This window comes from Amphritea balenae (assembly GCF_003858655.1).
Classification (GTDB): domain Bacteria; phylum Pseudomonadota; class Gammaproteobacteria; order Pseudomonadales; family Balneatricaceae; genus Amphritea; species Amphritea balenae.
Map to the genome: position 1 here is coordinate 40,585 of NZ_RQXV01000011.1, position 13,446 is coordinate 54,030.

Genomic DNA, 13,446 nt, shown 5'->3' on the forward strand with positions numbered 1-13,446 from the left:
AACATGAATACCCTTTACCCCGATATCCATCCTTATAAGCAGCACCAGCTGGCTGTTGATGATATCCACACCCTGTATATCGAAGAAAGTGGCAATGCCCAGGGCATTCCCGTGCTATTTATCCATGGTGGTCCCGGCGGCGGCACCAGCAGTTTCAATCGCTGTTTTTTCGATCCAGAAAAATATCGCATTATTCTGTTTGATCAGCGCGGCTGCGGCCAATCTACACCTCACGCCGAACTGCAAAACAACAACAGCACACACCTGATTGATGATATTGAAAAAATCCGTACCCATCTGCACATAGATAAGTGGTTACTGTTTGGCGGGTCATGGGGATCAACCCTGAGCCTGCTTTATGCACAGGCCTATCCCGATCGCGTTCAGGGGCTTATTCTTCGCGGCATCTTCCTTTGTCGGGATCAGGATATAAGCTGGTTCTATCAGAAAGGGGCCAGCGCAATATTCCCAGACTACTGGAAAGACTATCAGCAGGTCATACCTGAAGCCGAACGCGGCGATATGCTAACCGCCTTCTATCAGCGCCTGACTTCAGACAATGAAATTGCCCGCATGTCAGCAGCAAAAGCCTGGTCAGTATGGGAAGGACGCTGCTCGACACTGGATCCGAACAGCGATGTCGTCGAACACTTTGGTGATCCATATGTAGCTTTAGCAATGGCTCGAATTGAAGCCCACTATTTTATTAATCAAGCCTTCATCGAGCCGGACCAGATCATCCGCGATGCCAATAAAATCGCGCACATTCCCACCGTTATAGTGCATGGCCGTTATGATGTCGTCTGTCCGATTGAACAAGCTTTTACGCTTTACGAAGCACTTCCGCAAGCAGAACTACACATAATACGGGACGCGGGCCATAGCGCGCTGGAACCAGGTATAACCGACAACCTGATTAAAGCGACAAAGCAATTTGCACTATCTTTGGCATAAGCCTTTTACATGAACCTCTTGCTCTCATCTTTTACATGATCCGCTGATACAGAGCATCAGAACATTGACCGTAAACTAGGGAATCACATTGAAAGCGTTAATTCAGCGGGTCAAATCCGCAGCGGTAGATATAGCAGGACAGCGCCATGGTGAAATAGGAGCTGGTACCCTGGTCCTGCTAGGTATCGAAAAAAGCGATACCGAAGCCTGCGCAGATAAGCTGCTACAAAAAGTCCTTAACTACCGAATCTTTCCTGATTCAGAAGGCAAGATGAATCTCAACCTGCAACAACATAATGGCGGATTATTAGTGGTTTCACAGTTTACCCTGGTAGCAGATACCGCGAAGGGACTACGCCCTGGCTTCTCTAAAGGCGCAACACCAGCACAGGGTGAGGCTCTGTATAATTACTTTGTTAGTCAGGCTACACAGTTGCACTCAAATGTCGCTACCGGTAGCTTTGGTGCCGATATGCAGGTATCCCTTGTTAATGATGGCCCTGTAACTTTCATGCTTGAAGTCTGAGGCCCATTAATGGACGCCACCGCTTTGGCGCTCACAGAGCGCATTTTCCTGACCGTATTCCCGCTGTTTGCTATCGTATTGTGCGGCTATCTCTATGGCCGATACAAAAAGCCTGATATGGCCCTGGCCAACCAGCTAAACATGGATATTTTTGTCCCAGCTCTGATCTTTTTTGTTCTGTCAGACAAATCATTTGATCTGGTCAAATATCAATCTCTGGCAATGGGCGCAGCAATTGTAATTCTGGGCTCAGGACTATTGTTATGGCCCGCATGCCGACTACTTAAGATACAAGCCAAAACCTTCCTCCCCCCAATGATGTTCAGTAACAGCGGCAACCTGGGACTACCACTTATCATACTGGCATTCGGTGAACACGCTCTTCCTGCGGCGATCATGCTGTTTATTGTTGAGATGACTCTGCATTTTACGGTGGGTATCTACATGATGGATCATAAAACCAACCCATTCCGGCTATTAAGAATGCCGATTATCATTGCCACTATCGCCGGCTTAAGCTGGAGTAGCTTCAGTCTGACAGTTCCCCCGTTTATAGCAACTTCGCTGGATATGCTGGGCCAGATATCAATTCCTCTTTTACTATTTACTCTGGGTGTTCGACTCATTACGGTAGATTTCAGCTCATGGCGCATTGGTGTAACAGGAGCGATTCTATGCCCGGCCGCCGGTATATTAATCGCACTTGCAGCTCAGCAACTATTACAACTACAGGCCGAACAGTACGCCTACCTGATCATTTTTGGTGCGCTCCCCCCAGCTGTTCTCAACTATATCGTGGCTGAACAATATAATCAGGAACCCAGACAGGTCGCCTCCATCGTTCTACTGGGTAATATGGGGGCTCTGTTCTTTATACCCGCTACCCTTGTTTTTGTGCTTTAGTCTTTAACAAAAAAAGCTGCCCTCAGGCAGCTCTGTATTTCTGTGAACTCATTATTTCAGGGAGCTCTTTCATCGAGCTTTGTACTTCATTGAGCCTTCTTATCACCAACCGTTATGACTTTACGATTTTTCTCTACGGTCGCCGCCCCGATCCCTTTTACCAGCACCAGATCATCTGAGCTTTTAAATGGACCATTCTTATTACGATAAGCAATAATATCCTTGGCTTTCTTATCACCTATCCCGACTAACATCTGTGAAAGCTCGGACGCAGAAGCTTTGTTAATATTCACCTTCCCATCTGCATGTAATGGAAATGAGACAAGCATTGCCGACAACAGCAACACCTTAAAAAGCGATAATAGTTTCATGCCAAACTCCTTTTCAGCAATTATAAAAAAGCCGGTCTAAACAGACCGGCTAATTATTAATAGCAGAAACTTCAGATGTGACAACTAGCGTGCTGCAAGTACTTCTTGTTGAATCCGCTCTAGCGCCTCAACCGGAACAGACGCTTTAGTAATTGGACGACCTATTACCAGATGGGTACTTCCCGCTATGATAGCCTTACCCGGCGTCATAATTCGCTTCTGATCACCAACGTCCGCATCCGCAGGTCGAATACCCGGCGTCACCAACTGAAAATCCGGCTCTACCAGCTCACGTAAAGGCGTGACTTCTTGTGCCGAGCAAACAACCCCATCCAGACCACTGTTCTGAGTTAACAGAGCCAACCGCTTAACATGCTCGAGCGGCTCAATATCCAGCCCTATATCGGCAAGATCCTGGCGCTCCATGCTGGTTAATACAGTGACGGCAATAAGCAAAGTACGGGAGCCATTGACCTGATCAAGCTCATTCCTGGCCGCTTCCATCATTCGACGACCACCGGAAGCATGAACATTGACCATCCACACACCCAATTCAGCCGCAGCCCTAACAGCCTTAGCTGTAGTATTCGGAATATCATGAAACTTCAGATCAAGAAAAACCTCAAACCCCCGCCTATGCAGCGCATCGACAACAGCAGGACCGGCACGGGTAAATAGCTCCTTACCAACCTTCACACGGCATTTTTCTGGGTCCAACTGATCCGCCATGCTCAAGGCTGCCGCCTGCTCAGGATAATCTAACGCTACAATAACCGGCTTTTCTTCTCTCATGAATCTTTACTCTTACCTTTATTCTTACTCGTGAAATCAGTCCAGGCTATTCGCCCTCTAGACCCTGGATGGGCTTAGTCGTTCCCCAACTCTGACAGGTTGGACATTGCCAGTTAAGTGATTTTGCTGAAAAGCCACAACGATTACATTGATACACAGGCTTACTTAGTTCCAACTGTCCGGTCAGCCCACGCAATACCACCAGACTCTCGTTAGCACCATTTGAGGCATGTTCTATATATAGATCAATTAACTGATTAAAACCTTTAACAGAAGGACGCTTCTTAAGTTCATCCGTAATAAATGCACCGGCGACATAAGCACCTTGCCGCTCTAAAATTCGCCCTGCCAATGCCAGCATAATACTGGTTGAAGGTGTCTTTACCAACCATTGCCTCATTAGCTGTTCAAATTCATTATCTTGCTTGAGTTGACGATAACAGGTTTCTAATCGCCCGACCGCTTCTGGTAAAAACAAAGGATCCTGAACAGAGATACGCTTCAACGCTTTAATGGCGGCTTTCCAACCTGATGACGCCATCTCTATATCAGCAAGCAACAAGCTGGCCCGCACAGAGTTCTTGTCATATGCCAATGCTGAATTCAGTTTATCGCGGGCTTTGCGATAGCTATGCTGGGTGATATAAGCCTCGGCTAACTCACAACAATAGTGCCCAAGCTCTACCTCCATTCCCAGAGTATCGGAGCCTGGCAATTGTCCAGCCACTTGAAGCGCTTGCTCCCACTCCCGCTCTTTTTCATAGAGTTTAGTCAGTAATGTCAGCACTTTCTTGCGTGTCTGAGCATCTGGTCGTTGAGCAATAATCTCTAACAACAAGTTCTCAGCACGATCAAACAGGCCTACAGCAAAATAATCTTTTGCCAGCGCCATCTGGATACGCAAGAAATCATTTCGTGAAAGATCGCTACGAGCGAGAAGGTTTTGATGAATCTGGATAGCACGCTCAACATCACCCTTCTTACGAAACAATTTAGCCAGGGCAATATGAGCAGGGATCGTATCTGAATTAATTTCCAGCGCACGGATAAAGCTATCAATAGCCTGATCCGTTTTCTCACTTAACAGATAATCCAACCCGGTAAAGTATTCTTTATGCAGAACCTGTTGAGCCGTCGGTTTGTTATTCTTCTGAATTCGCCCCAGCAGCCAGCCGGCCCCCACCGCGATCGTCAGAGGAATAACAAACAGGTATTCATTCATTTATGCTGAGTGCTTCAGTGACGCAGTACGTAACTGATCAAGCTCCTTATTTGCAGCAGCAATCTTTCTGCGCGCAGCCTGCAGTCGAACTTTCAACAACATAACTACCAGGCTACTAACAACCACCCCAACAATACCACCCATGACAAAGCTCGCCATCAACCATAGCGATAAGCTGGCTTGCGGCAGGGTAATGAAAAACAAATCAATTGAAACCTGCTCTGTATTAAGTGTGGCAAAAGTCCAGCCACAAAACAGAAACACAATCGCAAGAATCAGTACTAGCAGCGTTTTCAACCAACGCATGATTAACCCCTAAATTTATAAACAATCCCTTTACGACAGTCTAATTATTAAGACTGTCATTCACCTGCTCACGCAGTTCCTTGCCCGGCTTAAAGTGGGGCACATATTTAGCATCCAGTGATACCGAATCACCTGTCTTTGGATTTCGGCCAACTCTGGGTGAACGAAAATGCAGACTAAAGCTACCAAATCCCCTGATCTCTATCCGATCGCCCTGGGATAATGACTCAGTCATATGGTCCAGCATAGTTTTAACCGCGAGCTCAACATCCTTAATCGACAGCTGTTCATTCTGGTCTATCAAACGCTCGATCAGTTCAGACTTGGTCATGGCCACCCCCTGATAATTTAAGGCCAGATAATTCATTAATATCTGACCATTGCACTAGCAGACACTCTGCTACTTATTTCTTATCTAACTGAGCCTTAATCAGATCACCAATAGTGGTAGGTCCACTCGACTCAACTTGTTGCTCTTTAATGGCATCCATCGCCTGCTTTTCTTGCTTCTTCTCTACCTGCTTAACCGACAAAACAATATTTCTACTGCGACGATCAATATTCACAATCAGTACTTCTAACTCAGATCCCTTGGAAAACAGAGAATTCAGATCATCAAGCCGCTCAAAACTTGCTTCCTGGGCCTTAACTGTCCCTTCAACCCCCTCTGCTAACTCAACGGTTAACTGCCTTGGGGTAACTTCGCCGATAGTACCTTTGACGATAGAGCCTTTACCATGAGCTGCAACAAATTCTGAAAAAGAATCCGTTCCTAACTGCTTAATACCCAACGAGATACGCTCACGCTCAGCATCGACAGCCAACACGATTGCCTCAACGGTATCACCTTTCTTATATTCTTTTACTGCCTCTTCACCGGGCTTGTCCCAAGACAGATCAGACAGATGCACCAGCCCGTCAATACCACCTTCCAGACCGACAAACACACCAAAATCGGTAATTGATTTAATAACGCCCGATATTTTCAGATCTTTTTCATAGGTTTCAGAGAAGGCATCCCATGGATTTGATTTGCATTGTTTCATACCTAATGAGATGCGACGCCGCTGATCATCAACATCAAGGATCATAACCTCAATCTGATCACCCAGCTGAACCACCTTAGAAGGATGAACATTCTTATTAGTCCAGTCCATCTCTGAGACATGCACCAACCCTTCGATACCGGTCTGTATCTCTGCAAAACAACCATAATCAGTCAGGTTAGTTACTTTTGCAGTGGTCTTAGTACCTTTAGGGTGAGCTGCTTTGAACTCATCCCAAGGATCTGCAGTTAACTGCTTCATCCCCAAAGAAACCCGGCTCTTCTCACGATCATAGCGGAGAATCTTAACATCGATCTCATCGCCGATACTCAGCACTTCGCTCGGATGCTTAACCCGTTTCCAGGCTATATCCGTGATATGCAGTAATCCATCTACACCACCCAGATCGATAAAAGCACCATAGTCAGTAAGGTTTTTAACTATACCTTTTACGGTCTGACCTTCATCCAGGGTCGCGAGTAATTTTTCACGTTCTTCGTTATAGGCTGTTTCAAGCACTGCACGACGAGATACGACTATGTTGTTTCTTTTCTCATCGAGCTTAACCAGCTTGAACTCAAGTTCCTGGTTTTCAATATGCGAGGTATCTCTTACCGGTCGAATATCTACCAGTGAACCCGGTAGAAACGCACTAATCGAATTAACGCTGACCGTAAAGCCACCACGGACTTTACCGGTAATCCTACCGGTAACAATCTCATCATTCTCATGTGCTTTTTCAAGAACCTGCCAGGCTTCGGCACGTTTAGCTTTTTCACGGGATAACTGAGTTTCACCGGAGCCATCTTCCAGAGCAACCAAAGCCACCTGAACAGCATCACCAACAGCCAGCGTTAGCTCACCGTTTTCATCAAGAAACTGACTTCGGGGAATGACACCTTCAGATTTAAGGCCAGCATTAACGGTAACAAAATCACCATCCAGAGCGACAACAATACCGGTTATAATTGAGCCCGGCTGCATATTCAGCTCTTTCAGACTCTCTTCAAACAGCTCAGCAAAACTCTCACTCATACCGGCTCCCGCACTCTTTTTTGCCGTTAACGCAGACCCTTATGCCTTGCCTGATCCAGCACTGACGCCAATACTTCCTCAATACTCAACTCTGTAGTATCTAGGGAAATGGCATCCTTTGCCGGCTTGAGAGGCGCTACTGCACGGTTCATATCCCGCGCATCCCGGGCCTGTATATCATCCAATATTGCCTGAAGACTAGCACCCAGCCCCTTATTTATCAACTGGTTATACCGGCGGTTAGCGCGCTCTTCTGCGCTGGCTGTCAGATAGACTTTCAACTCAGCCTGCGGAAACACTACAGTTCCCATATCACGACCATCGGCAATCAGGCCCAGCTCTGTTACAAATGCCCGCTGTCGCTCTAACAACGCATCTCTTACCGGCCCTAAAGAAGCAACAACAGATGCATCAGCACCACAGTCTTCAGTTCTGAGGCTATTACTAACCTCCTCACCTTCCAGAATAATAGTCACTTCATTCTGGTCTTCCACTGTAGAAAACTGAACATCCAGATGCGCCGCCAATATGACCAGCGCATCAACATCATCCAGTGCAACACCATGATGCCTGGCAGCCAATGCCACCAGACGATAGAGAGCACCGCTATCTAACAAATTCCATCCCAACTCTCTGGCAAGCAGACTACAAATAGTGCCCTTACCTGAACCGCTGGGTCCATCCACCGTAATAACCGGGAAGCGCCCCATGTTATTGTTCCTCCTTGCGTACCCTTATACCTACCTGCTGCGCTAGCTCCACGAAATTAGGGAATGAGGTCGCCACATTGGCACATTCACGAACCTCAATTTCACCTTTTGCTCTCAGTGAAGCGATAGTAAATGACATCGCGATCCGGTGATCGTCATGACTTTCGATCACACCACCACCCATTTCACTACCACGAATAATCGCACCATCAGGTGTACCTTCTATATCAGCGCCTAAAATCTTCAGGCCATCGACCATTGCCTGAATTCGATCACTCTCTTTTACACGCAGCTCTTCTGCGCCGGTCAGTACTGTTTCGCCTTCAGCGCATACCGCCGCGATAAACAGCGCCGGAAATTCATCAATAGCCAGAGGCACCTGATCTTCAGGAATCTTAATTCCCTTAAGGGGAGCATAACGAATACGGATATCAGCAACAGGCTCACCGCCTACTTCCCGCTCATTAAGTAGCTCTAAATTACTACCCATTGCTTTAAGAATATTAATAACGCCGACACGGGTCGGATTAATACCAACATGCTCCAACGTAATATCTGAATCAGGCGTAATAGCCGCCGCAACCATAAAGAAGGTTGCAGAAGAGATATCTGCAGGCACATCAATCTTGGTAGCCTTCAGGCTTCCCCCACCGCTCAGCCGAACCTTATTGGCATCGACATCGACCTGATAACCAAAGCCTCGCAACATACGCTCGGTATGATCACGGGTGGGTGCAGGCTCAGTGACCTGAGTTTCACCTTCGGAGTAGAGACCAGCCAACATGACACAGGACTTCACCTGAGCACTGGCAATCGGCATGTCATAGCTAATCGCTTTAAGCTGTTGACCCCCTTTAATCTTAACCGGAGGACAACCGTTTTCATCGGTTTCGACATTCGCTCCCATCAACCGCAAAGGCTTGGCAACCCGCTCCATCGGACGCTTACTCAGAGATGCATCACCACTGAGTTCAGAATCAAATGCCTGCCCAGCTAACAGACCCGACATCAACCGGATAGTCGTACCTGAGTTACCAACATAGATAGGTCCTGGTGGCTGTTGCAGGCCATTAATACCTACACCATAAATCTTAACCTCACCCTGATGGGGGCCCTCAATCACGACCCCCATATCACGGAATGCCTGCAGTGTTGCCAGACTATCCTCCCCTTCCAGGAAACCGGTTACTTCAGTCACACCATCTGACAGAGAACCCAGCATAATAGAGCGGTGTGAGATAGATTTGTCACCAGGTACTCTGATAGTACCTTGCACCTGTCCGCCAGGCTGAGCGTGGAATGTTGTTTCTGTATTAGTCATAGTCTGCGAGTAGGCTGAGCCTGATAATATTTTAGAAAAATGTTCACGGGCGGCTTTAGCCCGGGTAAAAATCCCCAGCATTGCCCGACTATCTTCAGTTTCAATAGCCTGTTTAAGCTGTGCCAGCCCGGTCGTGAATTCGTCAATCTTTTGTAGAATAGCCGTCTTATTAGCTAAACCTACGTCGTGCCACATAGTAGGGTCACTGGCAGCGATTCGGGTAAAATCCCGAAAACCACCCGCCGCGTAACGAAATATGTCATTGCGATCCTGCTCTTGCGCCAGCGTATCGACCAGCGAGAATGCAAGCAGATGGGGCAGATGGCTGGTAGCCGCCAACACCTCATCATGTCGCTCTACATCCATCTGTAGAACTTCAGCACCCACCGACTGCCACATTCGGGCAATCAGTGTAACCGCATCAGAATCACTCTGCGGCAGTGGCGTAATAATAACTTTGTGATGTTCAAATAATGTTGCATCGGCAGCAGCAACGCCACTTTTCTCAGACCCTGCAATAGGATGGCCCGGGATGAAGCGATTGGGTACCGAACCAAACAACTCCTGAGCGGCTCTGATCACATTACCTTTGACACTGCCAACATCTGTGATGATCGTTTCTGGGCGTAATGCAGGTAGCATTTCAGCCAACACCGTTTCCATCGCTTTAACGGGTACTGCCAGCACAACCACATCAGCGACTTCTACCGCACCCAACAGGTCGGTAGCCGCTTCATCGATAATACCCAGTCGCAGCCCTGCGGCTAATTCATCTTCATCCCGGTCATATCCAATAACGGTTTTACAGATACCCCGGGTACGCAGCGCTTTCGCCAGCGAACCACCAATCAAGCCTAAACCGATTACAACAACTTTGCCGGTCAGATAACTCACGAATTCAGCACCTTAGCAAACGCCTCTAAACAACGGCTATTCTCGTCTGGTAAACCGATAGTTACACGCAGGTGATTAGGCATCTGGTAATTCGCAACAGGTCTGACAATAACCCCTTCAAGCAGTAAAGCCTGATACACCGGCATTGCATCCTTACCGCAATCAACACTGATAAAGTTTCCAACCGAAGGCACCCATTCAAGACCTAAAGCTTTAAAGCCCTGCTCAAGCTGCGCCATACCCTCGTTATTAACCGTAACACTGCGCTGAAGATATTCTGTATCACTCAGTACCGCTTGCGCTGCTACTAAAGCCAGCGAATTAACATTAAAAGGCTGACGAACCCGATTAAGCAGGTCAGTTATGGCTTCACTGGCCACAGCATAACCAACCCGAAGCGCGGCAAGACCAAAGGCTTTAGAAAAGGTACGGGTTACAACTAAATTGTCATATTCTGACTGTAATTTCAGTCCGTCTGGAAATTCGCTCTGATCAACATACTCGGTATAGGCTTCATCTAATACGACCACAACACTATCAGGCACCTTGGTCATGAAACTACGCAACGCCTGCTCACTAAACCAGGTACCGGTTGGGTTATTAGGATTTGCCAGAAAGATTATCCGGGTTTTATCGGTAATCGCTGCCGCCATAGCATCAAGATCATGGCCCCAATTTTGGGCCGGGGTTACTATCGCTTTAGCACCGGTACTCTGAGCCACCAGCATATAAACCACAAAGGCATGCTGTGAATAAATCACTTCATCACCCGGCTGAATAAATGCCTTACCGATCAATTCCAATACATCATTGGAGCCGTTACCTAAGGTAATGCGACTGGTTTCGATACTGTAACGCTCAGACAATGCCTGCTTTAATTTAAAGCCATTGGCATCAGGGTAACGACAGCTGTCCTTTACTTCAGCACTAATCGCATCCAGCGCCTTGGCACTCGGCCCCAGTGGATTTTCATTACTGGCAAGCTTGATACTATTGCTGATACCCAGCTCACGCTCTAATTCGTCGACCGGCTTGCCGGGAAGGTAAGGATGTAATCCCTGAACACCGGGAGTTGCCAGCTGATAAAAATCACATGCCATACAAATATCTCCAATAATAGCCTGTCAGAGAACCGCAACAGGATAAGACCCTAACAACTTAAGTTCAGTGGACTCCGCCTCAAGCTCTGCCAATAGTCTGGTGATTTTAGGTGCCACAGAGTGTCCTTCAAAATCGATATAAAACATTGAGTTGGTCGCATCCTGTTGTCCTGGGCGAGTCTCAATTCGGGTCAGACTGATCTTATGGCGCTGAAAATGCTCTAACAGTTTATATAGTGCACCCGCTTTATCTCTGACAGAGATCAGTACAGAGGTTTTATCCTGACCACTTTCACCTACTTCCTGATCTCCAATAATCAGGAAACGGGTACTGTTATCTGACTGATCATCAATATTCTTTGCCACTATATTCAGCTGATACAGATCAGCAGCCAGATCACTGGCGATAGCCGCCGCTGAAGATCCTTGCTCAAGCGCAAGGCGTGCAGCCTCGGCATTACTACTGACAGGGATACGTTCCACTGATGGGAAGTGGCTATCTAGCCAGCTACGGCACTGAGCCAGTGTTTGTTGTGGTGAATAAATTCGGGTAATACCGGCCAGATCTTCAGCTTCGGCCCGTAACAAATGATGGTGAATTAGCAGTTCCACCTCACCACAGATTTTCAGATTAAAGCGCTTAAACAGATCCAGCGTATGATGCACCATACCTTCAGTAGAATTTTCGATCGGAACTACACCATAGTGTGCACCACCTGACTCTACCTCACGGAACACTTCATCACTGCTGTTAAATGGAATGCAATGAGCTGAATGGCCAAAATGCTTACTGGCCGCTTGCTGGGTAAAGGTTCCTTCAGGACCAAGAAAAGCAATATACATCGGCTTTTCAAGTGCCAGACATACCGACATCACCTCACGAAACAGACGTGCGACCTCTTTATCTGCCAGCGGGCCTTCATTACGGGTCATGACACGACGCAATACCTGTGCTTCCCGTTCAGGACGATAAAAAACGGCATCCTGATTTCCCTGATACTTCTCCTTCACATCAGCAACCTGTTGCGCACAACGGGCACGATTATTTAGCAAAGAATGTATCTGCTTATCAATAGAATCAATCTGATCCCGTAAAACTTTAAGCTCTTTTTCCTGTTCACTCATCGTCATACCCCTTCTGGCTCAGGCGTGGCGCTGCTCGAAATCATGCATGAAGGCAATCAATGTATCCACACCGGCTTCAGGCACTGCGTTGTAGATACTCGCTCGCATTCCACCGACAGAGCGATGACCCGGAAGGTTTAGCAGGCCTTTGTCATCCGCCTCAGCAAGAAACTGCTTATCCAGCTCAGCGTTAGCCAGTATGAAAGGTACATTCATCCATGAGCGATTATTCAAAGCCACCGGATTAGAATAAAAAGGACTGTTATCAATCGCCGAATACAGTTTTTCAGCCTTACGACGGTTAATCTCTTCTATCGCAGCAACACCACCCTGGGCTTTTAACCATTGGAACACCAACCCGGCGAGATACCAGCCAAAAGTTGGCGGGGTGTTATGCATAGACCCCGCATCAGCAGTGACTTTATAGTCATACAATGCAGGCGTTTGTGGTAGCGCCTTACCCAACAGGTCTTCACGGATGATCACTACCGTCAGGCCTGCCGGTCCAATATTCTTCTGAGCACCGGCATAAATCATGGCGAAGCGACTCACATCGATCTGACGCGACAGTATATTTGATGACATATCTGCAACCAGCGGCACATCACCAGTGTCAGGAATATAATCAAACTCTACACCGCGAATCGTCTCATTCGGCGTGTAATGCACATAAGCAGCATCCGGATTCAGCTTCAACTCGCTTTGTGACGGCGCACTGGTGAAGTTATTTGCCTCACTACTGGCAATCACATTCACATCACAGTAGCGCGACGCTTCCTTGATCGCTTTTTTCGACCAGTCACCGGTATTGATATAGTCAGCGCTGGTCTTATCACCTAACAGGTTCATCGGAATCATGGTGAACTGACTAGTCGCACCACCCTGCATAAACAGGACCTTATAATTATCAGGAATCTGCATCAGTTCGCGCAGGTCCTGCTCGGCCTGCTCAGCTACCCCTACAAACTCTTTGCTACGGTGACTCATCTCCATAATCGACAAGCCATTGCCATGCCAATCCAGTAGTTCCTGCTGAGCTTGCTGTAACACCGCTTCTGGTAATGCAGAAGGACCGGCGCTGAAATTATAATTACGTGTCATATCAATAATCTTTCTATTCAGTCTGAGACAAAATATGCGG

General features: G+C 47.4%; 14 protein-coding genes. 3 read left to right on the forward strand and 11 right to left on the reverse strand.

The annotated features are described in order from the left end of the window. The first annotated feature begins 3 nt into the window (after positions 1-3). The 3 genes from pip to EHS89_RS17025 all read left to right on the forward strand — a co-directional run bounded on the left by pip (position 4) and on the right by EHS89_RS17025 (position 2,383). Positions 4-954, forward strand: coding sequence for a prolyl aminopeptidase (gene pip / locus EHS89_RS17015; RefSeq protein ID WP_124927373.1), 951 nt, complete (start codon positions 4-6; stop codon positions 952-954). Between the two features lie 88 nt (positions 955-1,042). Next, positions 1,043-1,480 (forward strand): D-aminoacyl-tRNA deacylase, encoded by a 438-nt coding sequence (gene dtd, locus EHS89_RS17020; protein WP_124927374.1) that lies wholly within the window; start codon positions 1,043-1,045, stop codon positions 1,478-1,480. Between the two features lie 9 nt (positions 1,481-1,489). Beyond that, positions 1,490-2,383 carry an AEC family transporter gene (locus EHS89_RS17025; RefSeq protein ID WP_124927375.1) on the forward strand — a complete coding sequence of 298 codons (894 nt, stop codon included), beginning with the start codon at positions 1,490-1,492 and terminating at the stop codon, positions 2,381-2,383. Positions 2,384-2,469: 86 nt separating this feature from the next. Here the strand turns inward: EHS89_RS17025 and EHS89_RS17030 are convergent, their stop codons facing one another. From EHS89_RS17030 to serC, 11 genes are all read right to left on the reverse strand, one after another. Further along, entirely contained in the window at positions 2,470-2,754 is a 285-nt protein-coding gene (locus tag EHS89_RS17030) for a ComEA family DNA-binding protein (protein ID WP_124927376.1), read from the reverse strand. Between the two features lie 84 nt (positions 2,755-2,838). Next, complete coding sequence (gene pyrF, locus EHS89_RS17035; RefSeq protein ID WP_124927377.1) at positions 2,839-3,546, reverse strand: orotidine-5'-phosphate decarboxylase; 708 nt, start codon at positions 3,544-3,546, stop codon at positions 2,839-2,841. A 46-nt stretch (positions 3,547-3,592) separates the two neighbouring features. Further along, a complete protein-coding gene (lapB, locus tag EHS89_RS17040; protein ID WP_124927378.1) occupies positions 3,593-4,768 on the reverse strand; it encodes a lipopolysaccharide assembly protein LapB in 1,176 nt (391 codons plus the stop codon). Next, positions 4,769-5,074 carry a lipopolysaccharide assembly protein LapA domain-containing protein gene (locus EHS89_RS17045; protein ID WP_124927379.1) on the reverse strand — a complete coding sequence of 102 codons (306 nt, stop codon included), beginning with the start codon at positions 5,072-5,074 and terminating at the stop codon, positions 4,769-4,771. A 40-nt stretch (positions 5,075-5,114) separates the two neighbouring features. After that, positions 5,115-5,405: an integration host factor subunit beta gene (ihfB, locus tag EHS89_RS17050; RefSeq protein WP_124927380.1), complete on the reverse strand. Its 291-nt coding sequence runs from the start codon at positions 5,403-5,405 to the stop codon at positions 5,115-5,117. Positions 5,406-5,478: 73 nt separating this feature from the next. Further along, positions 5,479-7,155, reverse strand: coding sequence for a 30S ribosomal protein S1 (gene rpsA / locus EHS89_RS17055; protein WP_124927381.1), 1,677 nt, complete (start codon positions 7,153-7,155; stop codon positions 5,479-5,481). Between the two features lie 26 nt (positions 7,156-7,181). Next, positions 7,182-7,865, reverse strand: coding sequence for a (d)CMP kinase (gene cmk / locus EHS89_RS17060; protein ID WP_124927382.1), 684 nt, complete (start codon positions 7,863-7,865; stop codon positions 7,182-7,184). Position 7,866: 1 nt separating this feature from the next. Beyond that, on the reverse strand, positions 7,867-10,080 hold the full coding sequence (locus tag EHS89_RS17065) for a bifunctional prephenate dehydrogenase/3-phosphoshikimate 1-carboxyvinyltransferase (RefSeq protein ID WP_124927383.1): 2,214 nt from the start codon (positions 10,078-10,080) through the stop codon (positions 7,867-7,869). Then, positions 10,077-11,180, reverse strand: a complete 1,104-nt coding sequence (gene hisC / locus EHS89_RS17070; protein ID WP_124927384.1) for a histidinol-phosphate transaminase — start codon at positions 11,178-11,180, stop codon at positions 10,077-10,079. The genes EHS89_RS17065 and hisC overlap by 4 nt, the downstream gene beginning before the upstream one ends. A gap of 24 nt (positions 11,181-11,204) precedes the next feature. Beyond that, positions 11,205-12,305: a prephenate dehydratase gene (pheA, locus tag EHS89_RS17075; protein ID WP_124927385.1), complete on the reverse strand. Its 1,101-nt coding sequence runs from the start codon at positions 12,303-12,305 to the stop codon at positions 11,205-11,207. Between the two features lie 18 nt (positions 12,306-12,323). Beyond that, positions 12,324-13,406, reverse strand: a complete 1,083-nt coding sequence (serC, locus tag EHS89_RS17080) for a 3-phosphoserine/phosphohydroxythreonine transaminase (protein WP_124927386.1) — start codon at positions 13,404-13,406, stop codon at positions 12,324-12,326. Positions 13,407-13,446 lie beyond the last annotated feature (40 nt).

Bases quoted from the DNA above. Each gene is read 5' to 3' on its own strand.
- hisC (WP_124927384.1), bottom strand. From the start codon at position 11,180: ATGGCATGTGATTTTTATCAGCTGGCAACTCCCGGTGTTCAGGGATTA.
- pip (WP_124927373.1), top strand. From the start codon at position 4: ATGAATACCCTTTACCCCGATATCCATCCTTATAAGCAGCACCAGCTG.
- EHS89_RS17025 (WP_124927375.1), top strand. From the start codon at position 1,490: ATGGACGCCACCGCTTTGGCGCTCACAGAGCGCATTTTCCTGACCGTA.
- pyrF (WP_124927377.1), bottom strand. From the start codon at position 3,546: ATGAGAGAAGAAAAGCCGGTTATTGTAGCGTTAGATTATCCTGAGCAG.
- EHS89_RS17030 (WP_124927376.1), bottom strand. From the start codon at position 2,754: ATGAAACTATTATCGCTTTTTAAGGTGTTGCTGTTGTCGGCAATGCTT.
- EHS89_RS17045 (WP_124927379.1), bottom strand. From the start codon at position 5,074: ATGCGTTGGTTGAAAACGCTGCTAGTACTGATTCTTGCGATTGTGTTT.
- pheA (WP_124927385.1), bottom strand. From the start codon at position 12,305: ATGAGTGAACAGGAAAAAGAGCTTAAAGTTTTACGGGATCAGATTGAT.
- lapB (WP_124927378.1), bottom strand. From the start codon at position 4,768: ATGAATGAATACCTGTTTGTTATTCCTCTGACGATCGCGGTGGGGGCC.
- cmk (WP_124927382.1), bottom strand. From the start codon at position 7,865: ATGGGGCGCTTCCCGGTTATTACGGTGGATGGACCCAGCGGTTCAGGT.
- ihfB (WP_124927380.1), bottom strand. From the start codon at position 5,405: ATGACCAAGTCTGAACTGATCGAGCGTTTGATAGACCAGAATGAACAG.
- serC (WP_124927386.1), bottom strand. From the start codon at position 13,406: ATGACACGTAATTATAATTTCAGCGCCGGTCCTTCTGCATTACCAGAA.
- rpsA (WP_124927381.1), bottom strand. From the start codon at position 7,155: ATGAGTGAGAGTTTTGCTGAGCTGTTTGAAGAGAGTCTGAAAGAGCTG.